6 protein-coding genes are annotated in these 16,945 nt (G+C 68.0%); 1 reads left to right on the top strand and 5 read right to left on the bottom strand.

Features of this window, described 5'->3' with window-relative positions; all coding sequences use genetic code 11:
- Genes CAL29_RS20260 through CAL29_RS20250 form a run of 3 tightly spaced genes read right to left on the bottom strand, consistent with a single transcriptional unit; the run spans position 1 to position 13,693 of the window.
- Positions 1-4,833, bottom strand: a complete 4,833-nt coding sequence (locus CAL29_RS20260) for a SpvB/TcaC N-terminal domain-containing protein (RefSeq protein WP_094854825.1) — start codon at positions 4,831-4,833, stop codon at positions 1-3.
- Between the two features lie 39 nt (positions 4,834-4,872).
- Positions 4,873-13,203 carry a Tc toxin subunit A-related protein gene (locus tag CAL29_RS20255; protein WP_094854824.1) on the bottom strand — a complete coding sequence of 2,777 codons (8,331 nt, stop codon included), beginning with the start codon at positions 13,201-13,203 and terminating at the stop codon, positions 4,873-4,875.
- Between the two features lie 58 nt (positions 13,204-13,261).
- Positions 13,262-13,693: a hypothetical protein gene (locus CAL29_RS20250; protein WP_094854823.1), complete on the bottom strand. Its 432-nt coding sequence runs from the start codon at positions 13,691-13,693 to the stop codon at positions 13,262-13,264.
- Positions 13,694-13,937: 244 nt separating this feature from the next.
- Between CAL29_RS20250 and ltaE the strand changes: the two genes are divergently transcribed.
- On the top strand, positions 13,938-14,957 hold the full coding sequence (ltaE, locus tag CAL29_RS20245) for a low-specificity L-threonine aldolase (RefSeq protein WP_094856782.1): 1,020 nt from the start codon (positions 13,938-13,940) through the stop codon (positions 14,955-14,957).
- A gap of 107 nt (positions 14,958-15,064) precedes the next feature.
- On the opposite strand, the gene CAL29_RS20240 is transcribed toward ltaE, so the two are convergent.
- Together CAL29_RS20240 and CAL29_RS20235 are read right to left on the bottom strand one after the other, a co-directional pair.
- Complete coding sequence (locus CAL29_RS20240) at positions 15,065-15,958, bottom strand: GntR family transcriptional regulator (RefSeq protein WP_094854822.1); 894 nt, start codon at positions 15,956-15,958, stop codon at positions 15,065-15,067.
- Between the two features lie 71 nt (positions 15,959-16,029).
- On the bottom strand, positions 16,030-16,944 hold the full coding sequence (locus tag CAL29_RS20235) for an NAD-dependent epimerase/dehydratase family protein (protein ID WP_094854821.1): 915 nt from the start codon (positions 16,942-16,944) through the stop codon (positions 16,030-16,032).
- Between the last annotated feature and the right edge of the window lies 1 nt (position 16,945).

Genomic DNA, 16,945 nt, shown 5'->3' with positions numbered 1-16,945 from the left:
TCAGCGCCGTCGTTTTCTGGACGAGCGCTTCCCGATGCGCGAGAAAAGCGATCGGGCGGCGCTCGCCTGCGGCGCGGGCTGGTCCGGCAGTTCGTCGTCGATGTCATTCTCGTCCTGTTCCAGCGTGAACCACGGCGCGCGGTACGTCCTGCGCTCGTAGGCCTGGCCCGTGCGGTCGCTGACGCGGCCGGTGACGACGCGGGTCTCCCTGGCCAGGGCGTCGTAGAGATAGCGGTCGGGCGGCACCGAGTCCGGAAGCTGGCCGTATTTCGGAAAGGTCGTGGCCCGGGGGAAGGTTGGGTAATACAACGTGGCCAGTTCGGCGTCGTATTGCAGGAAGAACGCGGGCCATCTGGCCAGCGTCTGCCCGTCGGGCGCATGGCGCGCGTAGTCCCGGACGGCGTGGACCGGGGCGTCGGCCGCGGTGGGATCGGCGGCAGGTGCGGGCGTGGCCAGGGCGCCGTTGCAGTCGACGACGTAGGCCTGGACGCCGCCGGGCACGCGCACGAACGTGGCCAGCTCGCGGTTGTATCCGTCCAGGTAGGTCGTGGTCGACAGCAGTTGCTGCGCGGCGGCAGGCACGGGGGCCGCGCTGGTCGAAAACGCATCGGCCGTCTGCGTGGTCACCAGGGGCGGCTGGGCGGTCGCCTGCTCGATTTGCAGGTATTGCAGGCAGTGGTCGTCCCACGGCGTTCGCGGGGCGGGATTGCCCGCCAGCCACGCGCGGCCGCGCGAGCGCAGGAATCCGCGGGTGGTCCCCTCCGTCGCCGGGCCGTCGAGAAAGGCGTAGCGCGCGCCCGTCAGGCGATCGTTGGTGGTGGTCCCGCCTGCGTACTTCTCCAACGTGACGGCGACGAACGCCGCCATCATGTTGTTGGCCTGGTAATCGATGCGCGACGCCTGGTTTTGCGGGGCGGCGCCGTCGAAATTGCCGTCGTAGGGGGTCGCGTCGAGATCGTCGAAGCCCACTTGTTCGACGACCGCGCCGCCGCCCTCGGCCTTGAGCTGCGTGCCGGAGAAGCTCGTGGCGATCACCCGTCCCAGCGCGTCGAACTGCGCCTGCCGCTTGTTCATGTTCGGGTCCAACAAGGTGGTGGGCGCCAGGAAGCGATAGTCGACGGTCTGGGCGGCGACGACGTTGCCGTACGGGTCCGTGGCCTTCGTCATGAGAACGCAATGCGTGTCCCAGGAGAACATCGTGACGGGATAGACGGGCTGACCGTCGCTTCGCGCGGCCAGGGAGGACGTCTGCCGGCAGGCGAGTGTCCAGAACGCATCCCCCAGGTAATAGACATTGATATCGAACCGCCCGATATAGACCTTGTCCGTTTCCGGCGCGCCGCCGGGCACGGTGAGCAGCAGGCCGCCGGCCTCGTAGCCGGCGCGCGCGATGTCGTCGGCGTCCAGGCCGTTGGCCAGCAGCGTGCCGTAGTCCGCCGCGGTCAGCAGCGCTTTATCGGTGAACGCCGGCAAGACCAGCGGTCCCGGCAGCCCGTCCACGTATTCATGGCTGGACTGCGCCAGCAGGCGTCGTGTCTGTCCGGGCGCGAGCAGGCAGGCGGGGTCGGCCAATGCCGACAATGACTCGACGTGCAGGCCGGCGCCGCCGGGTTGCGCGTCCTTGCAATCGTCGTATGTCAGGACGTTCCGGCGTTCGGCCTCCAGGATGCCCAGGCGATAGTCCGCGCCGTCCATGTGCCGCGCCTGGAAGCGCGACTCCGTGATGCGCAGCACGGTCTGCTGGGCGTCGAAGGTGGAGGTCCAGCTCAGGCCGGCGATGGCGCTTGCGCCGTTGCCCGCCACCGGGAAGGGAATGCGCCGCGCCGGATCCAGGCGTTCGTCGGTATAGGGGTTGGCGGCGCTGGCCTCCAGTTGCCGCGGATAGGCGATGTCCAGGCGCCAGGTGGCGTAGCCGTAGTGGTCGGCATCCATCTCCACGGTCTGCGTGATCAAGGGGTCGGTGGCGTACCCTTCGTAGTCGTAGGTCATCGACTCCAGTTGCATGGGCAGGACGACCGGATATCGTTCGGAGGGCCACGCTATGCGGCTCTGCCAACGCAGGTGCCGGGAAGTCAGCGGCACCTCGTCCGCGCCATGGGTTTCGACGCGCAGCGGGCAGCCGGCGAGCGCGCGGGCTTGCCACCAGCGCAGGCTTTGGTAGGAGGGCGCAACCACGGTGTCGTGCCAGGGATCCTGGGCCGTCGTGGCGCTGTTCAATGCGGTATACCGCGTCGCCATGTCGGCGAAAGCCGACGGCTCCGAATAAGGCGTCCCGTAGAAATAGGGCGTGCCGGGCGCGGAGGTAAGCTGGTCGTCCGTATCCCTGCCCGCGTGAAACCAGGTCCTGGTGACCGAAGGCGCCAGCGCCGATACCGGCGTCGCGCCGGGCCAGTCGCAGGTCTGCTGCGCGATTTCGGTATAGCGAAAGCCGCGGGGTTCCCGTTCGCGGCCGTCCCACACGCCATCGCGGTATTTGGGCGTCGAGATGCGTTGCAGATTGGCGATGTAGTCGATCTTCGCGATCTGGTCCACCACCATGCGCGCGCCGGGGCGGTTGCCCGGCGCGCGATCGCCGGTCTCGATTTTCTCGTCGAGCCAGTCCTGGATCGAGCTGCGCCAGCTTACCTGGGTGCGGGCGCCCGCGTTGTTGTCCAGCGCGGCCAGCCGATAAGGCGCCGTGGCATTGAGGTCGACGCGCCAGTAGCGGGTCGCGCCGGACCCGGGATAGCCGTGGGGCGGCGTCACGTCGCCATAGGGCTGGACCAGCACGATGCTGACGCCGCCGGTGCCCGCGAGATCGGAACAGCGGATTTGCGCGAGGGCGCCCAGGTGGAAGCCGGCGGGGTAGGGGATGGTGACGGGCGTGCCGGCGTAGCCGTTGCCGCACTGGTTCTGGAAGATCCGGATGCCGTCCACGTCCGCGTAGACCAGATCCGGCGCCCGCGGTCCGAAGAGGGGCAGGAAATACACCCGTTCGGGGTCGAAGGCGGCCGCGTCGAAAGGCAGCGACGCGGTCATCGTGACGGGGCTGCCGAAGCGGCCGTCGCCCAGCCAGGGCCAATAGGTCAGCGAGTCGTGCCGCAGGCGCACCAGATGCGCCTGCCCCGAGCCCAGCACGTCGGCGAAATTCACCCATTCGCGGGGATTGCGCCCGGGTATGGGCAGGACGACGCCGGCATCCTGTGCGACGTCGCGCGGCGCGGAGAAAGCGACGCCGGTATCGCTGGACTGGTTGGCGTAGTAGCGCACCGAGGTGGGCGACAGGACGAACAGGTCCGGCAGGCCCGAACCATGCATGTCGCCGAAGCGCGCATACGGGGCGCCGATCTCCGCGGGCAAGCTCTGGACCGGGACGAAAGCCGACCACGTCCGGTCGGCCTGCATGGCGTGATAGCCGCGCGGGCCGACCGCGCCGAACTTCAGGCTTTCCAGGCAGCCGTCGCCGTTGATGTCCATCAGCAGGTTGTCGGGGGCGCCGCTGATGACGGGAACGCCGTCCAGCAATGTCCGCGGTCCGTAGGTAATCGCCCGCGCCGTCGCGCCTGGGCGCCGGTCGCGCACGGGGCGGCGGTAGTACCAGCAGTTGCCTGTCCGGTGCAGCAGGCCGGCCATGCCTTCGCCGTACAGATCGGCCGCCGAATACAGGATGGGATCGGGTTCGGGGGCGTCGCCGCCGATGGGAAGAGCCATGGCTTGCGCCAGGGCCGTCCAGCAGCCCGCGTCGGCCGGCGCGACGAAGTCCGGCGTCCATTCGATGTCCACCATGGGCAGGAAGCGCCACGCGCCGTCGGCCTCGTAGGCCATGCGCTGCGCGCCCATCAGGCGCGAGGCCGAGGGCGTTTCCTCGTAGTCCAGCCACAGGCGGGAAACCAGCGCCGGCGTCCCGCTGCCGCTCAACTGCCGCTTGCCGTCGAGGCGGTGGTACATGAGCACCTGCCGGCACAGGTAGTCGGCGGCGACCGCGAAGCCGTAGCCGTGGTCGACGTGGCGGTCCTGTCGCCGGCCGGCCCAGGGTCGGGACCTGAGGGTGTCGTAGGGCGCCGGCGCCTGCCAGGGAAGCGTGGGAACGCCGTAGTCGAACAGCAGCGTGAACAGCCATTGCTGGCCGTCGGGTCCCTGGGCGGCGTCCGTATCCGCGAGATAGAGGAAGGGGCGCTGTTCGTAAGCCACGTTGCCGTAGTGGATGGCGGCGAGGTAGCGGCTGGCCTGGCCGGCGTCGGGGCCGGCGCTGTATTCATAGTAGATGTGCTGGCCGTCCGGCGTGACGGATTCCTGCAATAGCCAGACCGCCGTGCGGGTGGCGTCGGCGGGGTCGCGCACGCGCGCCGCCGCGGTTCTGCCGAACCACTGTATTTCCCCGTCGGCCGTCGAGACCTGCCAGAAGTCTCCGTCCTGCCCCGCCGGCGATTGCATGTAGACGATGCGCGAGAAGTCGCTCTGCTTGCGCGGCATGTACTGGCGGGTGGCGTACTGGTCGGGCGTCCAGGAAAGCGGGCAGGGCTCCGCGACGAATGTCATCACCTCGCCGTCCGGCCCGACGAAGTCGTCGTCGCGTTCGTAGCCGGGAAAGCCGTGATCGAGGCGGCGCCGTATCGACGGGATGCCGGCGTCCCAACCCCAGCCGAACGCGCCGTCGCCGGCGCCGCTGGCCAGCGCCAGCCGCGGCGCATGACCGCGTCCGGGCGAGATGGGCAGGTCGATCGAAAAGCCGGTGCCGCCCTGGTTGCCAATGGGCGCGGCTTCCACCGATGCGAGGCCCAGGCCGCCGGCGCCGGGCTGGGGCAGGGTGGGCGGCGCGGGCGTGACGGCCGGCGCGGTTGGCGTTTTACCCATTTCCGTTTTGCTCCCGGGCGGCGGCCGTTCCGGCCTGCGTCATTGGGACACGACGCTCATGTCGTGGTTGTTCCAGTAGGCCGATACGTCGCTGCCCTTGCCCGAGTCCTGCGCCGTGTACGTCAACGTCAATATGATGTCGTCTAGGCTGGCCAGCACCGCGTCCTGCTCCACGTCGGCCTGCGGCCGGTCCGCGCCGGTCTTGTTGCTGCCGGAATAAGGAAACGTCACGGTCCAGTCCGAGACCGCGCCGGTGGCTTCGAACGGCAGGTAGCGGCCGTCGTCGCCGCCCAGGACGCCGCCGTCGTGGAGCCCCGTGGACAACGCCGTCGACTGCCGCGCGTTCGAATCGAACCTGATCGAGGGCGCCGCGACGGTCTTCTTGTCGACCGCGTCCAGCGCGGCCGCCGGATCGCTCATGTCCAGGACGATGGCCGATCCGGTCTGCTGCACGATGGCGCGGACGTTCTGCAACGGCCCGATGGCCGCGGGCAGCGTGATCGCCACGCTCACGATCTGGCGCAGGTAATGGCCGGGATAGTCTTCGTCGAAGTTCCGCTGCGTCAGGCTGAAGGCGAATTGCCGGGCGCCGGCGCCGGTGCGCGCGGCATTGAATTTCGCTTCCGTCATCAGCGCCTTCACGGACACCGTCTTGACGATTTCCAGCCGGCGCGCGTGGCGCGAGCCGTACCACAGGCTTTGCATCTGCAGCAGCGCCAGCGCCAGGGGTTCGCCGGAGAGCAGGCCCTGGTAGCGGCTGTTCCAGCTTCCGTCATGGAAGAACGTCGTGGTCCAGTCCGCCACCTCGTTGCGCCAGCAGGACTGCGCCAGCAGGCACAGGCTCAGCGCGGCATCGTAGGCCTGGTACTGCAGCGGCGCGATCCGCGACGCCATCCAGCCGTACAGGGCGTCGTTGGTGAAGCGATGCCGCAGGAAGTCGTACATTTCCAGGTTATGCCTGTGCTGGGCCTGCGCCAGCTCCCTGGACGTGGTCGCGGCCTGCAACTGGATTTCCTGCGCCTCGATCTGGGCGCGGGTGACTTTCTCCGTGGCCTTGAGACTGTCCAGCGTGTTCTGCCATTCTTCGCGGCGGCGGCGGAAACCGGCCTGCTGGAACAGCCCCTGCGAAGCGGTCGACGCCATATCCGACGTGGCCATCAATATGCCGGCGAGCGCGCTGGGCAGGGCGCCGTAGTCCTGCCCGCCGACGGCCAGGCCGAAGATGTTGGGCGCGCTGCGCAAGCCGCCTATGCCCAGCAGGAGGCCTTGCGCGCCGAGCTTCGCCGTGGTGGCCGCCGTCAGCAGCGAGAGCGCGGCGATTTCGAGGGGCGAGTCTCCGCCCCGGATCTGCCGGACATAGTATTCCTGCTGCTCCTTGTTGGCCTGGAGGCTGGCGTTCAGGGACTTCAACGTCGCCCTGGCGATATCGATGCCCTGTTGCGCCGCCTTGTCCGTGAACGACCACAACTGGAGGAGCTGCGACATCTGCAACTGTTCCTGGCGGCGTCCGTCCTGGCTGCTGCGCAATCCCAGCAGCGTGTTGCCCAGGGAGGAGAGGGCGCCGACGGCCTTGTCCGCCAGCCCGGCGATGGCCTGGTAGCGGTAGGGCGGAATCGGCATCGTATCCGCGGCGACGACGGCGCCGGCGGTGGCCGCGCCGACGGCGCGCGACTGCAATTCGCCCGGATCCCCCGGCGCGGCATACAGCGGCAGGCGCATGGGCGTGCCGTTGATGTCCAGGTTGTGGCGGATGTTGTAGAGCCTGGCGTCCAGCGTGTCCCACAGGCCTTCGAGCTGCGGGTTGGTGGTCGGATCGAAGGTATCGGCCCACTTGACGGCGGGGGCGGCCTGCGTGAGCAGGGCGGGGACCGGGATAGGCAGGCAGGGGACGAGTTCGGCGATTTCCTCGCGGACGGCCTCCTTGAAGTCGATGGTCACGTCCGCCAGCGCCAGGCCGGGCGGGAAGGCGGAGATCGAATGGAAGAGCCGCGGGCCCAGCAAGGACAACGCGCGCGCATAGCATTGATAGGCCTGGTTCACGCCGTCGCGGGTGAGGCGGCGGTAATAGTCGTCGCCGACGGCCGTCAATGCGCGGATGTACTGCATATACGTCCACTTGCGGTAATGCGTGGTGTCCGCGTACGCCAGCGCGAAGGGCGCGATCGCGCGCCAGGGCTGTTCCGAGGCCCGCTGGGTCGAGCCGGGACGCGTCGGCGTGACGGCTTCGCTCTTCCAGTACGGGGCGACCTCCGCCTGGCGCAGCGTGCCGTCCGCGTCCGGGATGACGAGCGTGGCGATCTGGTTGCGCGCCCGGGGATCGAAGATGCGTTGCAGCCATGCGAGCGCGCCGGCGTGGTCGCCCTGGGCGGAAAGCAGATAGGCGATCATCGCCGGGCAGTGAAAGAATATCTCCCAGAAATAGATGCTGTTGGCGCCTTCGTAGTCCAATTGCGGCTGCATCGCGTCCGTGGCCGACAGCTTCGGCTCGTAGGCGCTTTGGGTGCTCCAGGCATACAGGGACTGCAGGCCCTGCGACGCCTTGCCCACCAGCATGCGCGCGAAGGTCGTATTCAGGCGGATGAGGGGGAAGGTGTCCTTGCTGTTGGTGTCGCGGTGATTGCCCAGCATGTTGAGCATCTGCGCGGTGCCGAAATCCGGGTCGAGATGACTGTCCAGGAAGGGATAGCTTTTATCCTGCAGGGCGAAGAAGCCCGCCTCCCGGAAGAAGTCTCCGCGCCAGACCGTCTTCATGTTGCCGCCGTTCTCGTCCGTCTCCAGGATGCCGACGTACATGTCGGCGCCCTGCCTGGTGTACGAGAAGGTCATATCGAAGGTGGTGGAGGGCGTGATCTCCTGGACCGTCTGCTTGTTGGTCCCGGGATTGAAAAGCGCTAGGCTGACGCCGTTGCCGTCCTTCCAGTTCGATTTGTCCCGGTAGTTGCCCAGGGAGATGGCCGGCGTGTACAGCGTATTGAAATTCATCGGCGCCGAATTGTCCGCGTCGATGGCCCAGTGCGTCTGTTTGCCGCTCTTCGGCCTGGGACCCGATTTGTCGTAACCCGGCGTTTGCACGGTGACGTTCAGGGTGTCGGGATTCAGGTGCGCGTTGATGTCCCCGGAGGAAGGATTGACGCAATTGTTGTCGGAGAACCGTATCAGGTAGTCGCCCCAATGATCGTAGCTTAGCGCGCCGGCCGGCGTATTGTTCCGCGCGTCGGTGACGTCGTTGTCATCGTAGAAGACGAGATCCACTTCCAGTTCGAGACCGGCATACGTCCAGATCTTCCGGGTGTACCACTGATACTGCCTGTAGTCCTTGAAATAGAGTTGCGGCAGATAGCGCTTCACATTGGACGCGCCTATCGCGGACAGGTCGGGCTCCTTGAAGGTGAAGCCGCAATTCGACGCCAGCTTGATATACAGCGTCCCCGTCCACCGGTGGTAATCGCTGTCGCTGAAATCGACGGTCCAGGAGCCCTTTTCGATCAGGTTGGGCTGGCTGAACGTGCAGCCTCTTTGATAGAAGCGAGGATTGACGGGATTGCTCGAATCGCCATGGAGGTTCAGGCCCGGCTGGTAGGTGAACCTGCCCGTCTTGTCCTTGCAGCGCAGTACGTTGACGGCATCGCCGATCTGCGGCGTTTCCGCGGTAAGGCGCGCCAGCGCCTGCGGCGCCGCGCCGTCGAAGCCGGAAGCCAGCACGGGAAAATCGTCGACGATGACCTGCGTATTGCCGTTCGGCAGTTCGGCATTGCCTTCGGCGCCCGCCTGGACGCGGGACTGTCCCGTCAGCGCCGGGTTCTGCACCTGCTTTTTCTCATCGTCGGTCAGTCCGGTGGTGCCGGCGAACGTTTCCCAGTAGTCCGCGGGGACGGTCGCGCCATTCGTCGTATTGGCCTCGTCGAACGCGTCCAGCGTGCCGACCAGCGCGTATTGCCAGCCGTTCTCCGGATCGTCGGGAGACTTTGCCTGCGCCGCGTCGGCGTAAAGGACCGCATAGAGGACCGGCGGCAGGCCGGGCGTGGGCCGGTGTTCGAACGCCATGGTCCAGTAGTCGGATTCCACGGGGTCCACGCCGTCCGATTCCTTGTAGTAGTAAAAGAGGGAGTTCCTGCCGTAGGTCGTGCCCTGTGCGCTCGCGACTTCCTGCGGCATGGACCAGGTGCCATCCAGCATCAGGAACGAGACGTAGCCCGTCAGCCTGACCAGGGGGTTGATGACGGCGTTCTGCGGGTTTTCGTGGGTGCCGGCGTAGGTATTGTTTTCCTCGAAGTAGCGGTTCTGTTCGCTGTCCTCGATGATTTCCCGTTCGAACCAGCAGACGGACGGACGCGAATTGTGCGTGGCCACGCGCGGGATGCTCACGATCCTGCCGGCGTCGCCGAGCACCGTTATTTCCTGCCAGTCCGTCCAGGCGTCGGTCAGGGGGTAGCCCTTGTCGTCGGTGCGCATGAGATCGACGCGGCGCAGGAAATAGGCGCCCGGCTCGGTGGCCGTCCTGCCGATCAGGTGCACGCGGCCCGTGAGGAAGGCATAGGCATCGGTCCGACCGCCGTTTATTTCGTCCATGTAGCCGCTGACGACGGTCAGGTTGGCGATGCGTTCGAACGCGCTCAGGTACTTCTGCAATGCGTCGAGCGCGCGCGGTTCGTCGATGGGGCCTTGCTGCAGGTTCGTGCAGAAGGCCTGGAAGCTTTGCGTCTGGTCCGGCCGCAGCGGCGGGGCCAGGTAGTTCTCGGGATACTCGCCCAGTTCGACATTGGCGGCCCAGGTGCTGTACTGGGCATCGATCTGCTGCCAGTCGTCCAGGACGGTGGCGTAATCCAGTTGCGCCCACTGCACGCCCTCGTAGCCGGGCTCCGTGGCGTTGAAGATATTGTTGATGTAGAGCTGCAGCGAGGCAATGGCGTCGGCCAATACGCTGGTGTCGACGTCCTGCGTGACCTGGGTGTCGGTCAGCAGGTATTCCGAGACTTCCTGCTGGGTCAGCGCCAGGTCGGCATTGCGGTAGATCTGGCGCGCGATGAAAACCTGCCATGCGCCGCACAGGCCGTTGCGCCGGTTCCGCGCCAGCGCGCCGCGCACCGTTTCCATGCCGGCGTCGTCCGGCGCCAGCGGGCACAAGCGGCTGTCGGACTTCACGCCGACGCCGGCCAGCAGATTCGCCGCGGCGCCGCGCCAGGCGAGGTAGGCGGGATCCGCGGCCACGTTCAGGGCGATGCCGCCGTCCGCCTTGTACGCCAATGCGCCGGTCCGCAGGAGTTGCGCGGCCGTCAGGCCCGCCCGCGCGGCGGTCGATAGCAGGCCCAGCGCCTTGAGCATCTGGGCGACGGTGAGGATTTTCGTCGCGGACGTGTCGCCGCCGGCCCAGGGCGCCGCGGCCTTGACGTCCTCGATGGCGGCGCCGATCTGGCCGGACAGCCGCAGCGCGGCCTGGTCCGCCGTCATGTCGTCGCCGCGCAGATGGACGTCCGCCAGGTATTGCAGCACGTCGTCCTCGCTGTCGGCCAGTTCCCGCCATGTGCCGTAGGCGCAGAAGACCAGGAACGCGCCGGGCGTCAGCATGTACAGGCTGCCCATCATGGTCCGCGGGACGAAGCCGAACCAATTCTGCACGGTGTCGTCGTCGAGCGGTTGCCGGTACGCCGTGGCCCGCACGGCGGGAGCGCCGAGCCCGTGGGTGATCGCCACCAGCGCCATGCGGGAGAAAAGGCCGAGCTGCTTCAGCAGGCCGGCGCTGCCGTCGATCTGGCCGGCGTCCGCGATGGGTAGTCCGTCGTTCAGGGCGTCGCAGGCGGAAAGAAAGACGTAGCTGGCGCCCGGGCGGCCCGCGAAGTCGGAGGCGGCGCCGTCGTTGACGACGCCGTCGGCCCAGGTGCGTATGATTTCATGCATCAGCTCGGCGCTGTCCAGCCCCAGGGCCTGCTGTAGCACGCTGTCCGTCACCTGCCATTGATTCCGATAGGCCGCGTCGAACGCCTCGCGCAGCGGCAGCGACGCGGCGTCCATGTTGGCGATGGCTTCCGGCGTGGCGTTGTCCACGGTCTTCTGGCCGGCGACCCATTGGTAGCCGTCGAGCGCAAGACGGAAGGCCGCCGTGCGGTCCGCGTCGTACTCCATGGCGATGAGCCCGTGGCCGTCCACGATGCCGGTCGCCGCGATGGCTTGCTGCCAGTCTATCGTCACGGGCGGCGCGGCGTAGTCCTGCCGCTGCAAGGGCAGGCTTTGCAGGAGCTCCGTCACGTTGACGCGCGCGGGGAGCGACTGGCTGATCGCCCCGTTCACCAGTTCCACTTCCTTTTGCGTCGCCACGGCCGGGGCGGGAAGTTCGTCCTTGCCGTCGTAGTAGAGCGCCGTGGTCGCCAGGTAGGCGGCCAGGGAGATGCCGCGCTGCTTCAGCAGGGCCAGCACGTATTCGAGATAGTTGAGGCAGTCGATGAGATCGGGGCCTTGATCGGTCCCGTCGGCGGCCCCCTCGGCAGCCTTGAGCCGTGGGCCATTGGCCCGCAGCCGCTCCAGCATGCGGGCGTTGGGACGGTCGGGGACGCGCAGCATCAGCGCCTCGAAGGCCTGCGGCGAAATGCCCAGGTAGGAAGGAATGCGCACCAGGTTGAACAGCGCCGTGTAGTTGTCCAGGGACAAGGCGATTTTTCCGGACACCTGGGGCAGCCCGGCGGCGATGGCGCGGAACGTCGCATGGTCGATCTTCAACGCAGCGCACAGGGCGACGACGATGGCGTCGCCGGAATCGGCGGGGTCGAAGGTCTGCCCGTCGTCGATGCGAAGCGGCGTCATGCCCGGGACGCTGTTGAAGATGCGATCGAATTGCGGCGTGGCATTGCCGACCGCCCCGAGCGCGAGCCGGTAGGCGAAACTGCAAATGTCCTCCAGCGTCGCGCCATGGCTGGCCTTCCAGCGCTCGTACAGGCCGAGCAGGCGATAGGTGTTGGCGCCGAAGTCCGGCGCGGCGGCCGGCGGCGTGTCCAGCGAAGCGCTCGCGGCCGCGACGATCAGCGCGTCGAGCTGGTCGAAGGGCAGGCCCGTGGCGTCGTGCAGGCGCATCAGCTTGTGGATCTTCACGAAGAACGAGGGCGCGACGGCCGTGTTCAGGCTGGGCGTGTCCGCGGGCGTGTTGGCCAGGCGCATGGTCTCGGCCGCCGGGGTGGCGAGGCCGAGCAGGCACAGGGGGCCGTCGGCGCACAGGTAGCGGGCGCCGTGGAGCCGGTTGTTCTCGTAGGCATTCTGTTCGGTGCGCGGGGGTGTCCAGGCATACGACGCCGTCAGCGTGACCGCGGTGTTGTTGCCGGCGCCGTCGACGCAGAGCATTTCCTTGATGCGATCGGCCGGCGCGCCCAGGCTGGCGCCGAGCGTGGCGACGTCGTTGAGCCCGTTGATGTTGGGGTTGCCGTAGTACCGGCTGCGATAGTCCGCCTGGGGATCGTCAGCGTCGTCGCCCTCGCTGTCGCCGTCGCCGGAGGCGCCGCTGCTCGTTCCCGGTTGCGATTCCAGGACGGCGATGAGCGCGGGACTGAGCCCCGCGGCCTGGATGTCGGCGTCGGTCGCCGCGCCGGGCCAGATCTTGTCGACGCAGGGGAAGCCGGCGTCGGTGGCGTAGATCAACTGGAACAGCGAGAGATGCCTGGCGTCGCAAGCCTGCCTCGCCTGGTCGTAGGCGGCGTGATACGGCAGCTTGTCGGCGGGGTACGCGATGCGGGCCGTGAATTCCTCGCGCGTCGCGCTGTCCGGGGGGCTGGCGCCGAACACGGACGCCAGGTAATCGTCCACGCCTTGCTGCAATACCCGGTTCACCAGATCCAGTTTCGGGATGACCTGGCTTTCCGTCACGGACGTGAGCGCGATCCTGGCGATATCGGCCCGGCGCTGGGACAGCGGGATCATCTTGTGGCGGTAGTCGTGGCCCGGGTCGTCCGGTTCGAACCTGTCGCCGAATTCCGTCTCCAGTTCCGTGGCCAGGTCGTACAGCATCGCGGCGTACGCCACCGGCGAGTCCTGCGCGCCCAGGCTGCCTTGCGCGGCATAGGGACCGCCCACGCCGAACTGATTGACCCAGGTGGGCGGGAATTCGTTCGGATCGGAGATGTCGTCGGGCGCCACGCCGATATAAGGCTGGCCGGAGACGATCGGCGTGGCCTGGCGCGAGCGGGCATGGCGCAGGAGGGAGAGCGCGTAGCGATAGAGCAGCGACGCGTTGGCCTTGCCGCCCAGGCCTTCATGGTATTTCGCGACGAAGGTCGTCTTGCGCATACGGACGATGCCGGCCAGGGACGCGATCCCCAACGCGGCAAGCGTTCCGGCGGGCTGTCGGCTGTGGCGTTCCAGGATCTCGATGGCGGACGGGGAAGCGTTCATGGCGGCGGACCTTGCGCGTCGGGTTGTCGATGGCCTTGCGGGTCGAAGCAGGGCCGCGCTAGGAGGCCGGGGGCGGCCCTATCGTGACGATGAGATCGCCTTCGGTGTCCGACACCGTCCTGTTCAGGCAGTCGTTCCCGTTCAGGGTCGCCGCGTTGACGAAATTTTCCGCGTCGCCCGCGTATGTCGCGGCGTCGACGAGCACGCCGTCGTTATTGAGCTGGAGCTGGAAGGTGGCCGTGCCCAGGACGTTGAGCGCTCTCCGGATTTCGCAGACCCAGGTGTTGTAGGCCTTGGCGCCCTTGGCGACGACCTGTCCCGACCATGACTTGGGACCGATTTCCGAGATGCTGGTATCGTTCTCCGGAACGCGCCACGTTTGCATGTTGGAGCTGTTCGGCGGATAGCCCTCGGGCGGCCGGATCAGGACGCCGTATCCGGTGTCCGCGAACTTGCCGGCCTTGATCGTCATGTTGAACGTATTGCTCATCGCGCATTTTCCGTTTGAAATTGTCGACCGGGGCGGCGTTCAGGCGCGATTCCATCGTTGTCATCGGCGCGGTTCGCAGGGCGAGTGTATGAGGCCGCCGCCGTGGCGCGGCATTGGATAAGCGCCCGATCATTTTGAAAGCACGCACGGCGGCGATGCGCCGCGCGCCGGCCCATGGCCCATGGCATCCGGCATCTGGCATCCGGCACATCGCGCCAACGACAACTTCGACAAGGGAACCAGCATGATCGATTTACGCAGCGATACCGTGACCCGGCCCGGCGCCGCCATGCGCGCGGCCATGGCCGCCGCCGAGGTGGGCGACGACGTCATGGGCGACGACCCCAGCGTCCTGCGCCTGCAGGCGCGCACGGCCGAATGCGCCGGCAAGGAAGCGGGACTGTTTTTTCCGACCGGCACGCAGAGCAACCTGGCGGGCATCATGGCCCATTGCGGGCGCGGCGACGAGTACCTGGTGGGGCAGTTGGCCCACACGTACAAATACGAAGGCGGCGGCGCGGCGGTGCTGGGCAGCATCCAGCCGCAGCCCATCGAGCACGCCGACGACGGATCGCTGCCGATCGCCAGGCTGGCGGCCGCCATCAAGCCGCTGGGAGACCCGCACTATGCCCGCACGCGGCTGCTGGCGTTGGAGAATACCTGCCACGGCCGGGTGATCCCGCAGGACTACATCGTCGAGGCCGCCGCCTTCGCGCGCCGGCACGAGCTGGGCGTGCACCTGGACGGCGCGCGGGTCTGCAACGCCGCGGCGGCCACGGGCAAATCCATCGCCGACCTGTGCGCGCCGTTCGATACCGTATCGATCTGCTTTTCCAAGGGGCTGGGCGCGCCGGTCGGCTCGGTACTGGTCGGCAGCCGCGCGCTGATCGACGGCGCGCGCCGCTGGCGCAAGGTGCTGGGCGGCGGCATGCGCCAGTCCGGGGTGCTGGCGGCGGCTGCCCTGTATGCATTGGAAAACAACCTCCAGCGCCTGGCCCAGGACCATGCCAATGCCGAACGCCTGGCGCGCGGCCTGGCGGAGATCGAGGGCGTGACCGTGAACGGGCAGGCGACCAATATGGTGTTCGTCTCGGTGGCGCCGGAGCACAGCGCGCCGCTGGGCGCCTACGCGGCCGGGCAGGGGCTGGCGATCAATCCGGTCTACGGCGCCGCCATGCGCCTGGTCACGCACCTGGACGTATCGGAAGCGGACGTCGATCGCGCCGTCGGGATCTTCAAGTCCTATTTCGCCACGCAGGCGTAGTTCGAGCTACGGCTCGCGGGCCGGGGACCGGAGGGCGGCATGCCACTGCCGGTCTCCATGTCCCCGTGCCCGTGGTCCCTGTTCCCTGTTTCTTGTTCCCTGTTTCCTTACTCGCCTGTCGCCTTGTAGTCCAGGCGCAGGTGCTGCCGCATCAGCGCCGCGGCCCATTCCAGCTCGTTGTCTGTCACGGCCTGGATGATCTGCAGGTGCTCCTGGATGGAGGCCGCGTAGCGCGGCGCCTGGACGCGCGTGCCGTGGGTGGCCAGGCGCCGCAACTGGTTCTGCTGCTGCACCGTCTGCAGGACGAAGCGGTTGCCGGAAAAGCGGGCCAGCATTTCATGGAATTCGGCGTTCAGCGCGAAAAAACCCTGCGCCATCGCTTCGGGGTCGCTTTCCTCGGCCAGCGCCTGGTGGCTGGCGCGCATGCGCGCCAGCGCGGCCGGGTCGGCGCGGAAGTCCGACTCCAGCAGCCCGGCGCATTCGACGGCGGAACGGAAGCGGAAGCTTTCCGCGCGCGCTTGCGCGTCTTCCAGCGAATTCGGGAAGCGCCAGCCGTGGCCCTTGCGTTTTTCGATCAGCGCCTCGGCGCTCAGGCGCACCAGCGTCTTGGCCAGCACGCTGCGCGTCACGGCGTAGCGCTGTAGCAGGTCGCGGTCGGTGAGGCTGTCGGGCAACTGGCGGTTGGCGCGGTCCTCGATCATGACGCGATAGAGTTCGTCGCTGGTCAAGCCCTGCGACTGCCATTCCGGCGCCTGCGCGTTCTCGGCCAACTCGCAGACGAAATAGCCGCTGTTCTGCCGGTAGCTGATCAGGTCTTGCGTGGCGAGCAGCTTGAGGGCGGCCCGTACGGGCGTGCGCGAGACCTGGTATTGCCGGGCCAGCAGCTCTTCCGACAGGTGGGTTCCCGCCACATGCGCGCCGGCCAGTATTTCCCGTGCGATGCGGCGTGCCAGGTCTACCTGCAAGGCGGTGGGGCGAAGCGCTTGGGCGTGGTCCAGCATAAGCGGCTCCCGTCTGCGTTGAACGGCAGGGTGACCACGGGGACGGACCGCCGTGGTCACGGCAGAATACGCTATTTGTGCCTATATGGCGACAAATTAACGTAACAGCCAGCCGGTCCGAACCCGTCTCCGGCGCATTCGATCAGGCGCGCATAGCCGTCGCGCGCGTCCGGCCAGTCGAGCCGCAGGCCGCTCGCGCGCAGGCGGGCGTTGCGCATCCGCTTGCTGCCCACGCCGGCCGGCGGCGGACCGTCGGGCGGCAAGGGCGCGCCCAGCAGGCGGGCCAGGTGATCGTAGAGGACGTCCAGCGGCAGCGGCGTGTCGTCCGCGCCCAGGTAGAGGGGTTCCGCGTCCGCCAGGCGGACCAGATGCGCGATCGCCGCCGCCGCGTCGTCGGCGTGCATGCGGTTGGCCCAGTGCGGCGCCGCGCGCGGCGCGCGGGCCTGGCCCTGGCGCAGCCGCGCCAGAAGCTGGAGCCGGCCGGGGCCGTAGAGCCCCGCCAGGCGCAGGGTCGTGACGGGCAGGCGCTGCGCGGCCAGCCATTGCTCGGCTTGCAGCAGGATTTCGCCGTTCATGCCTTGCGGGGCCGGCGGGGTGTCCTCGTCTATCCAGTCGCCGCCATGGTCGCCGTAGACCGCCGACGAGGAGACGAAGACCATGCGGCGCAAGGCGCTGGTGTCCAGGGCGTCCAGCAGGTGGCGCGGCCCGTCGATGAATACGTCCCGATAGGCCCGCGGATCGCGCGCGTCCGGGGCCAGGACATAGACCAGGCGGGTGATGCCGCGCGGCAGGCCGGACAGCGTGGCGGGACGGCTGACGTCGCCGGCCAGCCACCGGATCGGCCCGGCCGCGGCCGGCGGATGGCGGCGCAGCGCCCAGAGGGGGCCCGTGGCGAGCAGCCGCGCCGCCACGCGCATGCCCAGGTCGCCGCCCCCCGCCAGCAGGATCCGCTCGGCGCGGGCATCCGCTGCGGGAACGGCGGGCATC

The sequence above is a fragment of the Bordetella genomosp. 10 genome, from assembly GCF_002261225.1.
Classification (GTDB): domain Bacteria; phylum Pseudomonadota; class Gammaproteobacteria; order Burkholderiales; family Burkholderiaceae_B; genus Bordetella_C.
This window is presented reverse-complemented; position numbering and strand designations above follow the sequence as displayed.

Bases quoted from the DNA above. Each gene is read 5' to 3' on its own strand.
- CAL29_RS20260 (WP_094854825.1), bottom strand. From the start codon at position 4,833: ATGGGTAAAACGCCAACCGCGCCGGCCGTCACGCCCGCGCCGCCCACC.
- CAL29_RS20255 (WP_094854824.1), bottom strand. From the start codon at position 13,203: ATGAACGCTTCCCCGTCCGCCATCGAGATCCTGGAACGCCACAGCCGA.
- CAL29_RS20250 (WP_094854823.1), bottom strand. From the start codon at position 13,693: ATGAGCAATACGTTCAACATGACGATCAAGGCCGGCAAGTTCGCGGAC.
- ltaE (WP_094856782.1), top strand. From the start codon at position 13,938: ATGATCGATTTACGCAGCGATACCGTGACCCGGCCCGGCGCCGCCATG.
- CAL29_RS20240 (WP_094854822.1), bottom strand. From the start codon at position 15,958: ATGCTGGACCACGCCCAAGCGCTTCGCCCCACCGCCTTGCAGGTAGAC.
- CAL29_RS20235 (WP_094854821.1), bottom strand. From the start codon at position 16,944: ATGCCCGCCGTTCCCGCAGCGGATGCCCGCGCCGAGCGGATCCTGCTG.